Source organism: Spirulina sp. LEGE 11439, assembly GCF_059821285.1.
In genome coordinates, this window is record NZ_JCAMRX010000065.1 from 1 (window position 1) to 18,039 (window position 18,039).

An 18,039-nucleotide genomic window follows, 5' to 3' on the forward strand; every position below is an offset into this window, starting at 1 on the left:
ATTCTTTTTACTGTACTATTTATATTTTCTTTACACAATAACTTCGGTAGACCCAAATTGAGGAATCATCGATGCAAATGAAACTCAAACAACGCTTGCAGGAACAACGAGACGCGATCGCGGCAATTGCTGCCCAACATGGGGCATTTAACGTGCGTATTTTTGGTTCGGTTGCGAGAGGAGAAGAAACCGAAAATAGTGATATCGATTTGTTAATCGATTATGATTTAACAAAAACCTCTCCTTGGTTTCCGGGAGCATTATTAATGGATTTACAAGACTTATTGAACTGTAAAGTCGATATTGTCACCGAAAAAGGTTTGAGTCCCTTAATTCGCGATCGAGTTTTAAAAGAGACAAAACCATTATGAATCGAGAACGAGATAGAGTCTATATCCAACATATTTTAGAATGTATCGATCGCGAGGAAGATATGAGGTAAAATTGAATCGTTGCCAATGGGAGTAAAGAATAATGGCTATTTCTTCTTTCCAAGAAATCATACAATCCATTGAAAGTTTATCACTTGACGATCAAGATTATTTATTCGATTTAATTCACAAAAGAAGAATTGAAAGACGACGTTCTGAAATTGCTGAAAACGCAAGAATAGCACTCAAAGCAGTGGAAAATAGAACAGCAAAGCGAGGAAGTTTTGCCGAAATAAAAGCATATTTACTTGAGGATGAAGAGGAATGATTTTAGTTTTGGAGAGTCGTTTTAAAAGAGCATTTAAACGATTAATCAAGAAAAATCCAAAATTGCAGGATAGAGTCTTAGCAACTTTGGATTTACTAGCAAACGATCCTTTTACTCCTTCCTTAAAATCTCATAAGCTGACAGGAGAATTAGAGAATTTATGGTCTTGTTCGGTTGCTTATGATTGTCGGATTATTTACACTTTAAAAAAAGATGAAATAACTGGAGACGATTTAATTATTTTAGTTGATATAGGCAATCACGATGAAGTTTATTAAAATCAAGGAAATCTAAAACTTTACCGCACAGCAAGACTTTAAGGATCGTTTTTGCGAGCCTCATCAATGTTACCAATCATATAGAGAGCCTGTTCGGGATAGTCGGAAAACTCATCATTGAGAATGCGATCGCATCCCACGAGAGCCGCTTCTAAATCGACGCTCCTTCCTTCCAGTCCGGTAAACTGTTGGGTCGTAAAAAAGGGTTGCGTGAGAAAGCGTTCCAACCGACGGGCGCGATAGACGATTTGCCGCTCGCTTTGCGCCAGTTCTTCTAAACCCAGCATGGCAATAATATCCTTGAGTTCTTCATAATTGGCGAGGGTTTTACGAACGGCTCGGGCGGTTTGATAGTGGCGATCGCCCACCACTTGCGGAGTTAATATCTTAGAAGCCGATTGCAGGGGATCGATCGCGGGATAAAGCCCTTGACTCACTCGTTTGCGAGAGAGAACAATTGACGCAGAAAGGTGAGAAAAAGTGTGAACGGCGGCGGGATCCGTAAAGTCGTCGGCGGGGACGTAAACCGCTTGCACGGAAGTGATCGAGCCGGTTTGAGTGTTACAGATACGCTCCTCCAGTTCCGCGAGTTCCGTGGCTAAAGTTGGCTGATACCCCACCCGCGACGGGAGTTGCCCCATTAACCCCGACACCTCAGACCCCGCTTGAATGAACCGGAAAATATTATCAATCATCAACAATACGTCTTTATTCTGCTCTCGAAAATACTCAGCCATCGTTAAAGCAGCATGTCCCACCCGAAAGCGCACCCCCGGAGATTCATTCATTTGCCCGAAGATCGTCACCGTATTGCCAATGACTCCCGCTTCCTTCATCTCCCGATAGAGTTCCTCGCCTTCCCGCGATCGCTCGCCTATCCCACAAAAAATACTCACGCCTTCATAACGACTCACCATATTATTAATCAGTTCGGTGATTAATACAGTTTTACCGACCCCCGCCCCACCAAATAAACCCGCTTTACCGCCTCTTTCGAGGGGTGCGAGGACATCGATCGCTTTAATCCCCGTTTGGAAAACCTCCGTAGTCGTCACTCTCTCATTTAAAGGAATGGGATGGGCATGAATCGATCGCCATTGTCCCTCAGCTAAAGGTGCTTCTCCGTCCACGGTGTCCCCAAAAACATTAAACATCCGACCGAGCAAGCGTTCTCCCACGGGAACTTGTAGAGGATGTCCCGTATTCCTGACGACAGATCCTCGTGCTAATCCTTGGGTGGAGGTTAGAGCGATCGAACGCACCACTTCCGCATTGAGATAGGCAGACACCTCAAGGGCAACCTTGCCGCGATCGCCAGCTTTTAACAAACCGTGCAGTTTGGGTAAGCTCTGGGGAAAATGAACGTCCACAATACTGCCTCGAATGGCAACAACAGTGCCTTGGGTTGCTAGATTTGCGTTTTTCATTACAATTCCTCGCGGAAAAATTTTGAGGGATGCGATCGCATAGTGTGACTTTAGCCGTATCGCCAAGAGCAAAATCTTGAGAAATAGAGACTTCTTGCGAGTCTTGTTAAACTGGAGGAAAGATATTTCCCCACGAGAAGCCATGTCCCCTCAAACACCACCCCCACCCGATAATAATAACGCCAATCCTCAAACAGGATATTCGATCAAGCCCTTATTTTTCGGTTCTGGTCTCATGTGCGCCTTATTAATGACTTCCTTTTGGGTTTATATCGAACACCCCGAATGGTTAGAAGGGTCAAATACGGAAGACGATCGCGTCGAAAAACTATTAGAAGCAAACCCCGATCTAACCCTTGAAGATTTAGAAGCCGATGCTCAATCCGGAAACCTTTCCTTTTGGTTGAGAACCGATCCGGAAAATTCCTCTCGAACCAATACTCAAGATCGTAATAAAAAGAATAAAGAACCGGATCCTTTAGAAGTTTTTATGAAAAAAAAGAGACAAGAAGCGAAAAATAAGAAAAAAGATTCTCAATCCAATAATCCGTTATTGAATTTTGCTGCTCTCGAAGATTTAAATCGCGACTCGAAAAATAAGCCCGAGAATCCCATCGGACAAATTAACTTAGATACACTTTCCCTCTCGACTCCATTAGACAGAATGCTGCAAGGAGAAGCGGGGAATAACAATCTGACTCCTTTAGAAGCGGAAATTTTATCTTTACAACAACCGCCGCCAACTGCAACCGAAAATACGATACAACCCCAAGGAAACACGCTCTCTCTACCTTCTGGAAATGTTACGGGACAAAATAATCTTACTCCGAATAGTCCTGTCAATCAAACGGCTAGCGATCCAAACAATTTTTTGCCAAATGTAACAAATAATCTCAACAATACTGTTCCCGGACTGACTTCCACACGACAAAGAACGATCGTACAACCTTCTCTCAATCAAACTACGAGACGAAATGTTAATAATCCTGCTTTGAATGGAGTTAATGGGGTGAATGGCGTAGTTCCTACTGCTCCGGTCATTCCACCACAAAATAGCCGTCGAGACTTTGTTTCTCCCAGAGGTGCGACTCCAACGACAACAACTCCAACTCCTAATAACAATAATCCTGTTTCCCCTTTAAACGATCCTTATTCTCAAGCACAACCCGCCCGAGCCAATCAACCCACCCCGGCTCCTCGTCCAGCTAATCCCAATAATCGCATTAGTGGGGGGGAGATTAATAGCTTTTCCAATCCTTATGGGACGGGACAATAATCGCTATCGAAACCTGAGATTTTTGGCGATCGATATCCGGCGATCGAGGGCTAGTGGTTTATTCAATGATTAACGAATAAACTATCCAGTAATACTGCCGAGCGAATGGATTTACTGAGATGATATTGCGTATAATTTCGCAAGACTTTCTCTACACCCAGCCAACCTATTTTGAGAGAAGTTGAGGAATGAAGCTGAGGAAATCTTGTCGCGATCGCAGCCTCGATCTGAGGCATTTCAGCAGTCGCAAGAGTTTGTAGGAGAAATATTTCTAGGGCATTGAGACGAGTATGAACGGTAATTGATTTTTGGGAATGTGGCGATCGCTCCAATTCCAAAGGTAAACACAGCAAGCCCCCCGCATCAAAACTCATCCCCGCAACCCATTGCGGATCGTGAAAAATGGGCGCGATCGCGACTCCCGTCAAACAACAATGTTGAATACGGGGACTCAATCCTCCGAGGGTTAAAAGATGAAAAATACCGTGAGTTAAATGGGCGAGAAGGGACGCTGAGTAGACATCGCGATCGCCAGAAAGATTAATGGGTTGCAAACGCTGCAAATGCTCGCAAAACAGCAAATAGAGTTCTTCTTGAGCGCGATCGCTTAATGCTAAAGCTAAAACAATTTCAGCCCAATATTGACCGATCGAAAGTTTGCCTAAATCTTTACTCAAACCGGGATAAGAAGCCAGAGTTTCCGCCTGAATAATTTTATCCAGGGATCGTCCTCTAGCAATTAATAATTCATTCGTTACAAAAGGCTCGACTCGCCCGCGTAAGCGAGATTTTTGCTTTCGCGAACCCGGAGCAACGGCTCGCACCAAACCGTATTCAGAGGTTAAGATCGTGACAATGCGATCGTTTTCCCCCAAAGGAATACTTTTTAGATTAATGCCTGTTGCTTTATACGTTCCGCTCATCAGTTATCAGTGATTGTTAATTCCTTCTTCTCTTTGATGAACTAATTCGACCCCTCGAGAGGTTCCTAAACGGGTCGCCCCAGCAAGAATTAAATCGACGGCTTGTTGGGCGGTGCGAATTCCTCCCGACGCTTTAATTCCTACTCGTCCTTTTGTAATTTCTTTTAATAAGCGAACATCTTCGACCGTTGCTCCACCAAACCAACCCGTACTGGTTTTTAAATAAGCAACCCCCGCATCCATACAAATTTCTGCGGCTAAGCGAATCTCAGTTTTCGTCAAAACCGAAGTTTCTAAAATAGCTTTTACTGTTTGCCCGGTTTCTTCACAAATTTCCGCAATTTCTCGATAAATTTCTTCAGTTTTACCAATTTTTAACCATCCCAACGGAATAACAATATCTAACTCTGTTGCTCCATTTGCAACAGCTTCTCTCGCTTCATAAAGTTTCGTTGCTGAAGTTGTTGCACCAGTAGGAAAGCCAATAACAGCACAAACTCGAGGAGATTTTTGATGTAAAAATTCTACCGCATTTCCCACCGCATTAGGGTAGACGCATACCGTGGGAAAATTATATTGTATGGCTTCCGAACAGCCGCGATCGATATCTACTGAAGTAGCGATCGGATTCAGGACTGCATGATCGATATATTCAGCAATATCAATTTCAAGATGGTTATTTCCTCTCAATTTTTCCTCTACCTCATTGAATTAACAATAACTGATAACTGATAACCGTTCACTGTCAAAGTCTCATCGTGCATTCTAAAATTAATTTTTGATTGACGATCGCATGAGGCTGAATCTCCAGTGCTTTTTTGAAAGCAAAAATTGCTTCTCTGTATTCTCCTAAAGCCGCATTACACAATCCCAAACCATGCCAAGCTCCAAAATGAGAAGGATTCAAGCGCACGACTTCTTTGCAATCCTCTCGGGACTTGAGAAACTTTTTCTGGGAATAATAAAGAATAGCTCGACGATTCCATGCTTCGGCAAAATCTGGATGTATGGCAATAGTCTCATTGAGAATATTGTGCGCCTGTTGCAGTTTGCCATTTTCTAGGAAATTCTGAGCGCGTCGCAGAGTTTCTAAACCAATTTCTCCTTTTTGTCGAAACCAAAGCATCCATAATTTAGCTGTTGCTTTTTCGCGAATTCTTTCCTCTGAATCTTTGAGATTGTCTAAGAGCTTTTGGGTTAAAGAGTGATTATCAAACATCTGTAAATTATTCCTACAAAACAACAGTAAATTTTCTGAAGAAAAAATCTTATCTGCCTTTCTAATTCAATTTAAAGGCAGATATTTTATTTGAAGAGAATCAATACAAATCTGAAAACGAAACGTTTGACTTAGGATGTTTTTCCTTCATCAGTTTTTTTATCTGACACTACATTGGGAATAAAACCGGGACGATCTTTATCTTCCCATCCGGCGGGACGCTTTGAATTATACCAAGCAATAGAACCAATTCCCACGGCTGCAATAAAACCAATGATATAAACAGCAGTAAATGCAAGAGGGAATTGTTTGCCACTAACGGTTGCAGCTTCTAGAAGATAATTCATCATGTCTGTTTTGCTTAAATGTCTTGTTCTGTATCCTACCAAAACTCGACCGATCGCAGTCTATCGAAGAGATGATGGGGTTTGAACTCGATCTGTTTCCCGGTAGTAAAAATAGCGATCGCGCAACCTGATAGGATAATTTTAACGCCACTGCAACCTGATTGGAGACGGATGAACGAATCAGATTACCGCATCGAACGCGACTCGATGGGAGAACGCAACCTCCCCAGTAATGTCTATTATGGGATTCAAACTCTCAGGGCGATCGAAAATTTTCCCATTAGCGGACTTAAACCTCTCCCCACCTATGTTGATGCGTTCATTTTAATCAAAAAAGCGACAGCGATCGCCAATGGGGAACTCGGTTGCATCCCCGAGGAGATTGCGACAGCGATCGCAAAAGCTGCGGATGAGATCCTCAAGGGACAATTGCGCGATCAATTTGTAGTTGATATTTATCAAGCTGGGGCAGGAACTTCTCATCACATGAATGTGAATGAAGTTCTTGCCAATCGAGCCTTGGAACTTTTGGGAGAAAAAAAGGGAGATTATCAGCGTGTTAGTCCCAACGACCATGTTAACTATGGTCAATCTACGAATGACACGATCCCGACAGCAATTCGGATTGGGGCGTTGTTGGCATTGAGTCATTCCCTGTATCCTGGTCTAAATTCTGCGATCGCGGCATTGAATGAGAAATCTCTTACTTTTCAGGATGTCATTAAATCTGGAAGAACTCACTTACAGGATGCCGTTCCGGTACGACTGGGAGAAGGATTTCGGGCATGGGCAAAGATCCTCAGCGATCATTTGCGGCGGCTCAAATATGCCTCAGAAGACTTGTACCTGCTGGGATTAGGAGGAAGTGCAGCAGGGACGGGGTTGAATACTCATCCTCGCTATCGCTTTCGCGTCGCGGAGTTATTAGGGCAGTATATCGATCTCCCTCTCGGTAGCGCCCCTCACTTAATGGCGGCGATGCAAAGTATGTCACCTTTTGTGAATGTGTCTGGAGCGTTGCGAAATTTAGCCCAAGATCTGGTAAAAATTTCCCACGATTTGCGATTGATGGATTCGGGACCGAAAACGGGATTAAAAGAGATTCAATTGCCACCAGTACAGCCGGGATCGTCGATCATGCCGGGGAAATACAATCCGGTGATGGCAGAAATGATTTCTATGGTTTGCTTTCAGGTAATGGGCTACGATAGCGCGATCGCATTGGCAGCACAGGCGGGACAATTAGAGTTAAATGTCATGATGCCGTTGATCGCTTACGATCTCATTAATGGGATTGAGATTTTAGGGAATGCAATTTTAGCATTAAGCGAGAAATGCCTCAAAGGGATTACAGTACGACGCGATCGCTGTTTGAGTTATGCTGAAGGCAGTTTGGCGTTAGTCACGGCTTTGAATCCTCATATCGGTTATTTGAATGCGGCATCTGTGGCAAAAGAGTCCTTAGAAACAGGAAAACCGATCCGTCAAATTGTTTTAGAACAGAAATTAATGACCGAAGAAGAATTAGCAAAAGTTCTCGATTTGGAAAAAATGAGCCAACTTCCTCAAGTTTGAATACAATGGAAAGAGATTAACTTTGCTAGGACATCTCGTGAGAATTCATCGTCAACTCAAATTCATTGCTTTGGGATGCACGGGGGCATTATTGCTTTTTGTTCCGATCGCTTCAATTCCCAATTCTCTATATCCTCTCCTGCCAGCGATCGGGCAAACTAATAATGTAGAAGATAATGTAGAAGATAATGTAGAAGATGCGATCGATCGCGGATTTGACCTCCATTCTGAGGGAAACTATGAAGAAGCATTAAATATTTTCGATCGCGTTTTACAATCAGATCCCAATCATTTTCAGGCATGGAGTGGCCGCGGTTGGGCATTGTGGTCATTGCTTCGTTATAACGAAATGCTCGCTGCCTTCGATCGCGCTTTAAAAATCAATTCGGATTCCCAATACGCTTGGTATGGGAAAGGGACTGCACTGTATTACCTCAATCGGTATCAGGATTCGATCGCCGCTTATAATCAAGGCTTAGCGATCGATCCTGCCTACGATCGCAATTGGTCGGGACGAGGTTGGTCTTATCAAAAATTAGGACAAAATCAAGCCGCCTTAGCAGACTTCGATCGCGCTTTAGAAATCAATGCTAATAATGCCAACACTTGGCACGCTCGAGGCTGGAGCTTGTATCACTTAGGGCGATATCAAGAAGCCTTAAGTTCTTTGGATCGAGCGTTAGAAATTTCTCCTAATTTTCAGTATGTCATTGAAAAACGCGAAATTGTTTTGAGGAAAATAGAAGAATTAGGACTTTAAATTATATTGTTCTTCAGTAGATTCCTGCTTAAACCAACATTAACGAAACTAAACTAACTCCCCTGTTTCTTGTAGTGCGTGAAGTCGTCGATAAATTCCTTGTTGACGTAACAATTCTGCATGACTTCCCACCTCAACAATGCGTCCGGAATCGAGAACGACAATTTTATCGGCTTCTCGTATCGTACTCAAACGGTGAGCGATAATAATCGTCGTGCGGGTGCCGAAAATCGATCGCATTGCCAATTGAATCAAACGCTCCGACTCGTAATCCAAACTCGAAGTTGCCTCATCAAAAATTAGTACGTCAGGATTCATAATTAACGCCCGTGCAATCCCAATTCGTTGCCGTTGTCCCCCCGACAAACGCACGCCACGTTCCCCAACAATCGTTTGATAACCATCAGAAAGATCCCCCAGAAAATCATCGACGCGGGCAATTTTACAGGCCTCCTCTACCTGTGCAAAAGAAGCGCGAGGATTGCCATAAACCAAATTATCTAACAACGTGCCATTGAAAATATCCACCTCCTGATGAACGATCGCCAACCGCTTGCGATAACGAGTAATATTCAAACTGCGAATATCCTCACCATCCATGAGAATTTTCCCGCAATCGGGTTCAAAATAGCGAAAGAGTAACTTCACTAAAGTTGATTTTCCCGACCCCGATCGCCCCACTAAAGCCACGGTTTGATAAGGATCGACAAGCAAATTAATATCCTGTAAAATCGGGCGATCGCGATCGTAACCAAAAGTCAGCCGAGAAAGCTCGATTTTGCCCGTAAAATGGTAAGAATTCTCCCCAGCAACTTCTGGGAATAAATTTGCTGCATCACTTCCTTCTGGTTCTTGTAAAAACTCATGAAAGCGCAACATTGAGGCATAACGACGAGCAAACATTTCTGCTAGATCGCTAAGGGGATCGAGTTCCGAATAAGCCATACTCGCCACCGTCAGACAAGTTACGAAATAGCCTAAAGAAATGCGTCCTTGCAGAGTTTCCCAAAGGGTAAAACCGAGAATCAAAAACTCGCAAGAATGAATAAATATTTGCTGTTGGGTATACAAATACATATACCCTTTATGAATGCGATCGAGGAGAAACCGATGTTCGCGATCGAATCGCATTTTTTGCCGAGAAAACTCTTGAGATTCATTGGCAAATGCTTTCACGGTTTTAATATTGGTAATAATTTCCGAAGTCCGGCTTTCAGTATTTTCTACATACCGATCTAAAATCTCTTCTTTGCGAACCAATTTTCGCAATTTTCGCCAAGAAAAAGTGAGAATGAAGATAAATGACAGGAAAAACGCGATCGCGATTCGTCGTTCGATGATTAAAATTACCCCAAAAATCCCCAAAATTCGCATCAATTTGGGAATTAACTGTCCCGCAATATCTGGATATGTCCACATATGATTAGATATTCCTCGCGCCACTTTTCCGGCGACGCGACCGGGGTTGTTTTCATCATAAAACCCCAAAGGAAGCGTGAGGATTTTTTTGACGGTCTGATGGGCAGAATCTCGACGCACCTTCAAAGCGATCGCCCAGTGATACCAAATCGCCATCCATGATTGTAGGGGCGCTCTGACCACCGTGACCATGAAAATTAGCCCCAACAATGTCCCCAACGCCACAAATTGACCCTCTGGCAGATTCGTTAGCTTGGCAGTATTTGTTATAAGGAATTGGGCGCTACTATCTAAGGACTGACCGGATAAAACATTTAAAATTTGTCCGATCGCATAAGGTACCGCCAAATCCGCAATCTCGAACAAACTCGAGGCGGTAATACTCAAAATGGCGATCGCTCGGTACGATCGGTAATGGTTCAATAAATCTCGAAAAGATGCCACTGTTTTTAGGGTTGGTCGCGATTTCTGGGTGATTTTCCTATTATATTACAAAAAATATTACAAACGAAATACAAATTTTGATATTTTTTGCCAAATCTCCCCTTTTAGCAAACCCTCAGCAAATCGCTGCTAAAATAGCAAAGCATTAAAAGCCAACGCGCACGAGTGAATATGGGCAGCACCTTCGGACATTTATTTCGCATCACCACCTTCGGAGAATCTCATGGAGGCGGCGTTGGCGTAACGATCGATGGTTGTCCCCCTCAACTGGAAATTACCCCAGAAGAAATCCAATTCGACCTCGATCGCCGCCGTCCGGGACAGAGTAAAATCACGACCCCACGGAAAGAAGCCGATCGCTGCGAAATTTTGTCGGGAGTCTTTAACGGCAAAACATTAGGAACACCCATCGCTATTCTCGTGCGGAATAAGGATCCGCGTCCCCAAGACTATCAAGAAATGAAACAGAAGTATCGTCCCTCCCATGCCGATGCCACCTATGACGCAAAATATGGCATTCGCAACTGGCAAGGAGGCGGACGCTCTTCCGCACGAGAAACCATTGGACGAGTCGCAGCCGGCGCGATCGCGAAAAAAATCCTCCGACAAGTGGCAGGAGTAGAAATTGTCGGTTATGTTAAACGAATCAAAGACCTAGAAGCAATCGTCGATCCCGATACCGTGACCCTCGAACAAGTGGAAAGCAATATTGTGCGCTGTCCTAACTCCGAATGTGCCGAACAAATGATCGAACTCATCGATCGCACCAGACGGGAGAAGAACTCCCTCGGGGGCGTTGTCGAATGTGTCGCCAGAAATGTCCCGAAAGGACTCGGCGAGCCTGTATTTGATAAATTAGAAGCGGATTTAGCCAAAGCAGTTATGTCTCTTCCAGCCAGTAAAGGGTTTGAAATCGGCTCTGGGTTTACCGGCACACTGCTGACGGGGAAAGAACATAACGACGAATTTTACACCGATGAAAAGGGAAAAATTCGTACCGTTACCAACCGTTCCGGCGGCGTGCAAGGGGGCATCAGCAACGGCGAAAATATTATTTTGCGTGCAGCCTTTAAACCAACTGCTACCATAGGCCAAGAACAAAAAACGGTAACTCGTTCCGGCGAAGCAACCGTTTTAGCCGCCAAGGGACGACACGACCCTTGCGTTTTGCCGAGAGCCGTGCCGATGATAGAAGCAATGGTCGCTTTAGTCTTATGCGATCACCTGCTGCGCGATCGGGGTCAATGTACTGTGTTAACGCCTTAAGTGTTCCCATGCAAACCATCTCTTCTTCTGATTTTTTAATTCGATTCTGGGGAGTCCGAGGCAGTGTTCCCTCTCCCGGTCCTCAAACCATCCGCTATGGTGGTAACACTTCTTGCGTGGAAATGGAAGTGGGCGGTCGCAGGCTCATTTTTGATGCGGGGACGGGACTGCGAGGGCTGGGAAAACGTTTGCTGAAATACTCTCCCGTAGAAGCCTTTGTCTTTTTCACGCATTATCATTGGGATCACATCCAAGGTGTGCCATTCTTTTTCCCAGAGTTTAGCGAAGAAGATTGTTTTCACATTCACGGACAAGTTCCCCCAGAAGGCGAAGAGATGAATATGGAAACCCATTTTCATCATCGCGTTCTTCATGTTAATTCTCCGGTTCCCGTGGCGGATATTAAGGCCAAATTAAAATTTCAAGATATTGTTTGCGGTCAACCATTTCGCTTAGAAGATATTGAAATTGAAACAATGCCCCTCAATCATCCCAATGGGGCAATGGGCTATCGCATCAGTTGGAACGGTCATACCGCAGTTTATTGTACCGATACCGAGCATCTTCCCGATCGCCTTGATGAAAATGTTTTGTATTTAGCCAGAGATGCAGATATTTTGATTTACGATGCCATGTACACCGATGAAGAATATCACAATCCCAAATCTCCCAAGGTTGGTTGGGGACATTCGACATGGCAAGAGGGAGCGAAGGTTTGCGATGCGGCGGGGGTGAGTAAATTTGTCGTTTTCCACCACGAACCCAACCACAGTGACGAGCAACTTGATAATATTGCTGAAGAAGTGGAAATTCTCAGACCGGGAAGTATTTTGGCAAAGGAAGGATTAGAAGTGATTATTAGCGATAAATAAGAACAAATGGAGCAGCCTCCATTTGTTGCCAATTGCGAATTCATGACGAACCGAGGAGCGATCGCACCACCTGATAAAATTGACTTGCAAGCGCAATTGGAACGCAAAATCGTATGACAACTCCTCCAGAAATTCCCCCCCACGGCGGCCATCTGATTAACCGCATTGCCAGCGATGCCGAACGGCGAGAATTTGAAGCGCAAGCCGATCGCCTCCCCCGAGTGCAACTGGATGCCCGCGCCCTTTCCGACTTAGAAATGATCGCGATCGGCGGATTTAGTCCCCTCACGGGCTTTATCACCGCCGAGGACTACGAAACCGTCGTCACCGATATGCGCCTCGCCAACGGTTTGCCTTGGTCGATCCCCGTGACACTTTCTGTCAGCGAAGAAATTGCCGATTCTCTCAAAGAAGGGACTTGGGTGCGTCTTGACGATCTTTCCGGTCGTTTTGTCGGTGTTTTAGAACTCACGCAAAAATATCGCTATAACAAGGCTCACGAAGCCATTAATGTTTATAAAACCGACGAACTCAAACACCCGGGCGTAAAAGTTATTTACGACCAAGGGGAAGTGAACCTCGCCGGCCCCGTCTGGCTGCTCCAACGCGATTCCCATCCCCTCTTCCCGAAATATCAAATCGATCCCGCCGCTTCCCGCGCCCAGTTTCAAAAACGGGGCTGGAAAACTATCGTCGGTTTTCAAACCCGCAACCCCATCCACCGCGCTCACGAATACATCCAGAAATGCGCCCTCGAAACTGTTGACGGACTATTTTTACATCCCCTTGTCGGCGCGACCAAAAGCGATGATATTCCCGCCGACGTGCGGATGCGCTGCTATGAAATTATGATGGAGCATTATTTTCCCCAAAATCGGGTGATTTTAGCCATCAATCCTTCCGCCATGCGCTATGCCGGTCCAAGGGAAGCGATCTTTCACGCGATCGTTCGCAAAAACTACGGCTGTACTCATTTCATTGTCGGTCGCGATCATGCTGGCGTTGGAGATTATTACGGCACTTACGATGCTCAACATATTTTTGATGAATTTGCACCGGGAGAAATGGGCATTCAACCCATGAAATTCGAACACGCCTTCTATTGTACCCGCACCGAACAGATGGCCACCACCAAAACCAGTCCCAGCAAGCCGGAAGAGCGCGTTCATCTTTCCGGAACAAAAGTGCGAGAAATGTTGCGCCGCGGAGAATTACCCCCACCCCAGTTTTCTCGACCGGAAGTGGCCGCCGAATTGTCCAAGGCCATGCAGGCAAAAAACTGAATTAACTCAAAAATCTCCCCCAAAAACCTGCTACGCTGAAAACGGAAATTTCAGAGCTAACGGTTATGGGATTGGATCGGCGGACTTTTTTACAAGGTGCTGGACTGGCCTTCCTCGCCACGGGAATGAGTGCAGTGGGAGGCGATCGCTTAATCACTAAAGGGATTGCTTCCCATTTCCAAGCCCTCGCCCAATCGAAAAGGCGCAAGTTCGCCTTATTGGTGGGGATCGATCGCTATGGGACGGCAGATTCCTTGCAAGGATGCAAAACCGATGTCGAACTCCAACAGGAATTGTTAATTCATCGCTTTGGTTTTAACCCACGAGATATTCTCGTCCTGACGGATGAAGAGGGAACGCGAGAAAATATCGAAACAGCGTTTGTGGAATATCTGCGCCCTCAAGTGAAAGCGAGGGATATTGTTGTCTTTCACTTTAGTGGATATGGCAGTCATGTTTCCGTTCCGCTTTTTTCAACAGAGACAGAGAATCGCGCTTCGGTCGCCCTCGGTATCAAGGCAGACGAACAAGCCGAGACAGCCCTCGCTAATTACTTGCTGACTGCAGGAGACCGGCTCGGGGAAGCCGGAATTTTAGCAGAAACTCTCTTCTCTTGGGCGCGATCGCTACCCACGAAAAATCTCACCACGATCCTCGATACCAGTTATGCGGGCAATGGGCAAAACCTGCAAGGGAATGGGCGATCGCGCTCTCAACCTCCGATCGATTTTTCTGCTTCTATTGCTCTGCCCGAAGGCGGTCTGGAATCCTTGACAAAACTCAATCCAACATCAAGGGTGCCTGGAATCCTCCTGCAAGCCGCCCGAGAGGGAGAAGCGGCGATCGAGGTTGTCTGGGATGAATTCAGCGCGGGATTGTTCACTTATACCCTCGTGCAAGCGCTCTGGCAAGCCACCTCTCCCGCAACCATTCAGACAATTTTCAGTCACAGCACCTCACAAATGAAAGGAATTGGCTCCCAACGCCCACAAAAATTAGGCAAGAAAGCGACCGATCCCTCAACACCCGCTTATTTTACCCAGACGGAATCCCCTGTTGGTGCAGAAGGGGTAATTACGGCCACAGACAGTAATGGCAGTACGGTTTCTCTTCATCTCCCAGGGTTACCCGTTACCGCCTTACAAAACTATGGGGCTAATTCTCAGTTAATCGCAGGAGAAGCGGATAATGCGATCGCGTTGCAAGTCGTCTCGCGATCGGGTTTAACGGTACAAGCAGAACGCGTTGAAAACGAGAGGAACGCAGAGAAATCTCCGCTCCCCGGCCAACTCGTTCGGGAATCCTTGCGCGTTCTCCCCCGCAATCTTGGCTTAGTCGTGGCTTTAGATGCTAAGCTCAGTCGCATCGAACGAGTTGACGCAACGAGTGCCTTTGCCAACATTTCGACCGTTTCTGCGGTGGTCTCGGCGGGAGAAGAATCGGCGGACTGTTTGTTTAGCCGTGCGAATAGCGTTTTTGCCCCTGTTACCGGGGCGATCTCCAAACAGTCCGCCTCCCAAGGATACGGCTTATTTTCCTCGGGTTACGTTTCTTTGCCCAATACCCTAGGTAAAGGAGATGAAGCCATTAAAGCTGCAGTCGAACGCTTAACGCCCAAATTTAATACCTTATTAGCCGTTAAATTCTGGCAGGCGATTGTTAATGAAGCCTCGTCTCAGTTGGCCGTCAGAGCCAGTTTGCAAGCAGTCGATCCACAACAGTCTCAAAAAATCGAGCGTGCGACGCGGGGCTTTGAGACTAAAAAACCACCAGCTAATCGTTTTGAGAAGGCATTTCCCACATTTCCCTCGGGCAAGTCCATTCAGTTCGAGATTGAAAATGCAGGCGATCGCCCTCTTTATTTAGCATTAGTTGGAACGAACACGACAGGGATGCCTCTCGTTCTTTACAATGCCTCGAACGATGCCGATATTGAGTTACGAGATATTATTATCGAACCGGGTCATACATTGTCCCTGCCAAAATCGGCATCGGTTCTCAATGGTTTTACAGCAACACCTCTTGGTATTGCAGAAACCATTGTTATTTGTTCGCGATCGCCATTTGGGAATTTAACAAAACTGCTGGCAACTCTTCCCACCCCTCACGGACAGGGCGATCGACTGATTGAGGCAGAAAAACCCCTCGAAGTCGCTCGAGCTCTCTTACAAGATCTCAATGATGCCAGTCAGGTGAATTCCTCGGACGACGATTATGCGTTAGATGTCAAAGCATGGACAGCTTTGCGTTTTGTTTATCAAGTTATTTAATTCATAGTGCAGGAGTAGCGATCGAGCAATGCAACCTAAATTAATTATTCACGGCGGTGCAGGCAGTTCTTTAAAAGGAAAAGGAGGGTTAGTGGAGGTCCGCCAATCTCTCCACGCGATCGCCCGAGAAGTTTACGATCGCCTCATCGCAGGGAAAAGTGCGACAGATGCCGTCGTACAAGGTTGTCGGCTTCTCGAAAACGAACCTCGCTTTAATGCCGGGACGGGATCGGTTTTACAATCCGACGGCCAAGTTCGCATGAGTGCTTCCTTGATGGATGGCACGCGACAAAGCTTTAGCGGGACGATCAACGTTTCTCGGCTGAAAAATCCCATCGATCTGGCTGAGTTTTTGCAAACCCAAAGCGATCGCGTGCTGTCTGACTATGGTGCCACCGAACTTTTACGAGAATTACAAGTTCCCCTCTATAATCCCCTGACAGATTTGCGCCTCAAGGAATGGACAGAAGAGCGTAAGGATAATTTTCAGAAAAAAATGGCGGGAGTCTTGGCCGAGTCAGAAGAAGCGGGACGGGGAACTATTGGGGTCGTTGCTCTCGATCGCGAGGGAAAATTAGCCGCAGGCACCTCGACAGGTGGGAAAGGATTTGAACGCATCGGACGGGTGAGTGATTCGGCCATGCCGGCGGGAAATTATGCCACAATCAAAGCGGGAGTCAGTTGTACGGGCATTGGTGAAGATATTATCGATGAGTGTTTGGCCGCTAAAATTGTCGTGCGAGTTACCGATGGATTATCTTTGGCCGAAGCCATGTCGCGATCGATCCAAGAATGTGTCGAAAACAAGCGAGACTTGGGCGCGATCGCCTTGGATGCGACGGGGGCGATCGCTTGGGGAAAAACCTGCGATCTTTTAGTGGCAGCCTATCATAATGGAAAAGAGATCGGCGATACCCTCGAGTGGGGTGCAAAGGAGACAGTGAACAGTTATCAGTGAACAGTCACCAGTTATCAGTCATCAGTCACCAGTTAATAACCAACCACAAAAATGTTTAATTCTCTCTTTGGACGGCATCCCGATCGCGTGAAAGCTGATGTAGAAATCTACACTTGGCAAACTTGTCCGTTTTGTATTCGCGCGAAGTTATTGCTTTGGTGGAAAGGCGTGAAGTATCGAGAATACAAAATTGATGGCAACAATGCCGCACGAGATAAAATGGCGGAACGGTCAGACGGGCGCAGAACCGTTCCGCAAATTTTTATCAACGATCGCCACATCGGCGGCTGTGACGATCTCTACGAACTCAATGGCAAAAAGGAGTTAGACGAACTTCTCGCTCAACCCGCGATCGCCACTTGACGCTCTTGAACTTGTTGCGAATCAACAACTGGTGACTGGTGACTGGTGACTGGTGACTGGTGATTGGTGACTGGTGACTGATGACTGGTGACTGGTGACTGATGAAAAGTTTGCTCGTAAAGTGTCAAAGATTCGCGAAAAGTGTCATCGAGAAGTTGGCGATCGCTGTCTCCCCGCAGTCCGAGATAGGGGAAATGATCCAGCATTTCGCCAAATAAACGCTGACAATCTTCCCGGTATTTCACCGTATCGAGAATGTGAACGTGCCAAACTTTATCCATTTCTCGCGTAGGGACGATGCCGCGATCGCGATAAAAATATTGCAGGATGAGAAATTTGCGATATTCTTCGATCCCGTGGGTGGTTTCCTCAAGGTTTAATCCCTGACCATCCTCGGGATTCATTAACTTATAAGCGATCGGTCCGAAATCTGTCGCTTTGAGTTCTGTGAGAAACTGGCGATCGCGTTCCGATAAATCTTCTAATTTCATAGTCTTCTCTCCTTCGTCAAGATTGCAAGGAACGCTCTTAATTTAAGTGAGGGGTGTTAGAGGGAGGCAAAATATTGCTGCAAGGAGTTGAAAGTCTTGTAGAATAAGAAATAGAGAGTTAAGGGAAGTTCTCAAACTTAGAAATATCCCCCAACTTTGTGTAAGATCT

At 45.8% G+C, this 18,039-nt stretch carries 19 protein-coding genes; 12 read left to right on the plus strand and 7 right to left on the minus strand.

Annotated features, from left to right (window positions below; all coding sequences use genetic code 11):
- The first annotated feature begins 77 nt into the window (after window positions 1-77).
- The 3 genes from AC6RV6_RS26535 (at window position 78) to AC6RV6_RS26545 (ending at window position 977) form a co-directional block, all read left to right on the plus strand.
- Window positions 78-371, plus strand: coding sequence for a nucleotidyltransferase family protein (locus AC6RV6_RS26535; protein ID WP_500243929.1), 294 nt, complete (start codon window positions 78-80; stop codon window positions 369-371).
- Window positions 372-474: 103 nt separating this feature from the next.
- A complete protein-coding gene (locus AC6RV6_RS26540; protein ID WP_500243906.1) occupies window positions 475-699 on the plus strand; it encodes a hypothetical protein in 225 nt (74 codons plus the stop codon).
- Complete coding sequence (locus tag AC6RV6_RS26545) at window positions 696-977, plus strand: type II toxin-antitoxin system RelE/ParE family toxin (RefSeq protein ID WP_500243907.1); 282 nt, start codon at window positions 696-698, stop codon at window positions 975-977. The genes AC6RV6_RS26540 and AC6RV6_RS26545 overlap by 4 nt, the downstream gene beginning before the upstream one ends.
- A gap of 38 nt (window positions 978-1,015) precedes the next feature.
- On the opposite strand, the gene atpD is transcribed toward AC6RV6_RS26545, so the two are convergent.
- Entirely contained in the window at window positions 1,016-2,404 is a 1,389-nt protein-coding gene (gene atpD, locus AC6RV6_RS26550) for a F0F1 ATP synthase subunit beta (RefSeq protein WP_500243908.1), read from the minus strand.
- A 76-nt stretch (window positions 2,405-2,480) separates the two neighbouring features.
- On the opposite strand from atpD, the gene AC6RV6_RS26555 reads away from it, so the two are divergent.
- Complete coding sequence (locus tag AC6RV6_RS26555; RefSeq protein WP_500243909.1) at window positions 2,481-3,680, plus strand: hypothetical protein; 1,200 nt, start codon at window positions 2,481-2,483, stop codon at window positions 3,678-3,680.
- Between the two features lie 62 nt (window positions 3,681-3,742).
- Here AC6RV6_RS26555 and recO read toward each other — a convergent pair whose 3' ends face one another.
- From recO to psb35, 4 genes are all read right to left on the minus strand, one after another.
- Window positions 3,743-4,603, minus strand: a complete 861-nt coding sequence (gene recO, locus AC6RV6_RS26560) for a DNA repair protein RecO (protein ID WP_500243910.1) — start codon at window positions 4,601-4,603, stop codon at window positions 3,743-3,745.
- A 6-nt stretch (window positions 4,604-4,609) separates the two neighbouring features.
- Window positions 4,610-5,293 carry a deoxyribose-phosphate aldolase gene (gene deoC / locus AC6RV6_RS26565; protein ID WP_500243911.1) on the minus strand — a complete coding sequence of 228 codons (684 nt, stop codon included), beginning with the start codon at window positions 5,291-5,293 and terminating at the stop codon, window positions 4,610-4,612.
- 55 nt (window positions 5,294-5,348) lie between these two features.
- Window positions 5,349-5,822 (minus strand): tetratricopeptide repeat protein, encoded by a 474-nt coding sequence (locus AC6RV6_RS26570; protein ID WP_500243912.1) that lies wholly within the window; start codon window positions 5,820-5,822, stop codon window positions 5,349-5,351.
- A 131-nt stretch (window positions 5,823-5,953) separates the two neighbouring features.
- The gene (gene psb35, locus AC6RV6_RS26575; protein ID WP_500243930.1) at window positions 5,954-6,169 is read right to left on the minus strand and encodes a photosystem II assembly protein Psb35; all 216 of its coding nucleotides are present in this window, start codon (window positions 6,167-6,169) and stop codon (window positions 5,954-5,956) included.
- A gap of 171 nt (window positions 6,170-6,340) precedes the next feature.
- On the opposite strand from psb35, the gene AC6RV6_RS26580 reads away from it, so the two are divergent.
- Window positions 6,341-7,744 carry an aspartate ammonia-lyase gene (locus AC6RV6_RS26580; RefSeq protein WP_500243913.1) on the plus strand — a complete coding sequence of 468 codons (1,404 nt, stop codon included), beginning with the start codon at window positions 6,341-6,343 and terminating at the stop codon, window positions 7,742-7,744.
- 22 nt (window positions 7,745-7,766) lie between these two features.
- The gene (locus AC6RV6_RS26585) at window positions 7,767-8,504 is read left to right on the plus strand and encodes a tetratricopeptide repeat protein (RefSeq protein ID WP_500243914.1); all 738 of its coding nucleotides are present in this window, start codon (window positions 7,767-7,769) and stop codon (window positions 8,502-8,504) included.
- Between the two features lie 48 nt (window positions 8,505-8,552).
- Here AC6RV6_RS26585 and AC6RV6_RS26590 read toward each other — a convergent pair whose 3' ends face one another.
- Complete coding sequence (locus tag AC6RV6_RS26590) at window positions 8,553-10,367, minus strand: ABC transporter ATP-binding protein (protein ID WP_500243915.1); 1,815 nt, start codon at window positions 10,365-10,367, stop codon at window positions 8,553-8,555.
- A 171-nt stretch (window positions 10,368-10,538) separates the two neighbouring features.
- Here AC6RV6_RS26590 and aroC point away from each other — a divergent pair, with 171 nt between their 5' ends.
- The 6 genes from aroC to grxC all read left to right on the plus strand — a co-directional run bounded on the left by aroC (window position 10,539) and on the right by grxC (window position 17,379).
- Complete coding sequence (aroC, locus tag AC6RV6_RS26595; RefSeq protein ID WP_500243931.1) at window positions 10,539-11,633, plus strand: chorismate synthase; 1,095 nt, start codon at window positions 10,539-10,541, stop codon at window positions 11,631-11,633.
- Window positions 11,634-11,641: 8 nt separating this feature from the next.
- Window positions 11,642-12,505, plus strand: a complete 864-nt coding sequence (locus AC6RV6_RS26600) for an MBL fold metallo-hydrolase (RefSeq protein WP_500243932.1) — start codon at window positions 11,642-11,644, stop codon at window positions 12,503-12,505.
- Between the two features lie 113 nt (window positions 12,506-12,618).
- Complete coding sequence (gene sat / locus AC6RV6_RS26605) at window positions 12,619-13,788, plus strand: sulfate adenylyltransferase (protein WP_500243916.1); 1,170 nt, start codon at window positions 12,619-12,621, stop codon at window positions 13,786-13,788.
- 65 nt (window positions 13,789-13,853) lie between these two features.
- Window positions 13,854-16,058 (plus strand): caspase family protein, encoded by a 2,205-nt coding sequence (locus tag AC6RV6_RS26610; protein WP_500243917.1) that lies wholly within the window; start codon window positions 13,854-13,856, stop codon window positions 16,056-16,058.
- A gap of 28 nt (window positions 16,059-16,086) precedes the next feature.
- On the plus strand, window positions 16,087-17,016 hold the full coding sequence (locus tag AC6RV6_RS26615; protein WP_500243918.1) for an isoaspartyl peptidase/L-asparaginase: 930 nt from the start codon (window positions 16,087-16,089) through the stop codon (window positions 17,014-17,016).
- 51 nt (window positions 17,017-17,067) lie between these two features.
- The gene (grxC, locus tag AC6RV6_RS26620; protein WP_500243919.1) at window positions 17,068-17,379 is read left to right on the plus strand and encodes a glutaredoxin 3; all 312 of its coding nucleotides are present in this window, start codon (window positions 17,068-17,070) and stop codon (window positions 17,377-17,379) included.
- On the opposite strand, the gene AC6RV6_RS26625 is transcribed toward grxC, so the two are convergent.
- Window positions 17,358-17,870, minus strand: coding sequence for a glycine-rich domain-containing protein (locus tag AC6RV6_RS26625; protein ID WP_500243920.1), 513 nt, complete (start codon window positions 17,868-17,870; stop codon window positions 17,358-17,360). The genes grxC and AC6RV6_RS26625 overlap by 22 nt on opposite strands.
- Window positions 17,871-18,039: the final 169 nt, after the last annotated feature.

Coding starts and splice junctions, on each gene's coding strand:
- AC6RV6_RS26545 (WP_500243907.1), top strand. CDS start 696: ATGATTTTAGTTTTGGAGAGTCGTTTTAAAAGAGCATTTAAACGATTA.
- AC6RV6_RS26615 (WP_500243918.1), top strand. CDS start 16,087: ATGCAACCTAAATTAATTATTCACGGCGGTGCAGGCAGTTCTTTAAAA.
- recO (WP_500243910.1), bottom strand. CDS start 4,603: ATGAGCGGAACGTATAAAGCAACAGGCATTAATCTAAAAAGTATTCCT.
- AC6RV6_RS26610 (WP_500243917.1), top strand. CDS start 13,854: ATGGGATTGGATCGGCGGACTTTTTTACAAGGTGCTGGACTGGCCTTC.
- AC6RV6_RS26580 (WP_500243913.1), top strand. CDS start 6,341: ATGAACGAATCAGATTACCGCATCGAACGCGACTCGATGGGAGAACGC.
- grxC (WP_500243919.1), top strand. CDS start 17,068: ATGTTTAATTCTCTCTTTGGACGGCATCCCGATCGCGTGAAAGCTGAT.
- AC6RV6_RS26535 (WP_500243929.1), top strand. CDS start 78: ATGAAACTCAAACAACGCTTGCAGGAACAACGAGACGCGATCGCGGCA.
- sat (WP_500243916.1), top strand. CDS start 12,619: ATGACAACTCCTCCAGAAATTCCCCCCCACGGCGGCCATCTGATTAAC.
- aroC (WP_500243931.1), top strand. CDS start 10,539: ATGGGCAGCACCTTCGGACATTTATTTCGCATCACCACCTTCGGAGAA.
- AC6RV6_RS26540 (WP_500243906.1), top strand. CDS start 475: ATGGCTATTTCTTCTTTCCAAGAAATCATACAATCCATTGAAAGTTTA.
- AC6RV6_RS26600 (WP_500243932.1), top strand. CDS start 11,642: ATGCAAACCATCTCTTCTTCTGATTTTTTAATTCGATTCTGGGGAGTC.
- atpD (WP_500243908.1), bottom strand. CDS start 2,404: ATGAAAAACGCAAATCTAGCAACCCAAGGCACTGTTGTTGCCATTCGA.
- AC6RV6_RS26570 (WP_500243912.1), bottom strand. CDS start 5,822: ATGTTTGATAATCACTCTTTAACCCAAAAGCTCTTAGACAATCTCAAA.
- AC6RV6_RS26625 (WP_500243920.1), bottom strand. CDS start 17,870: ATGAAATTAGAAGATTTATCGGAACGCGATCGCCAGTTTCTCACAGAA.
- psb35 (WP_500243930.1), bottom strand. CDS start 6,169: ATGAATTATCTTCTAGAAGCTGCAACCGTTAGTGGCAAACAATTCCCT.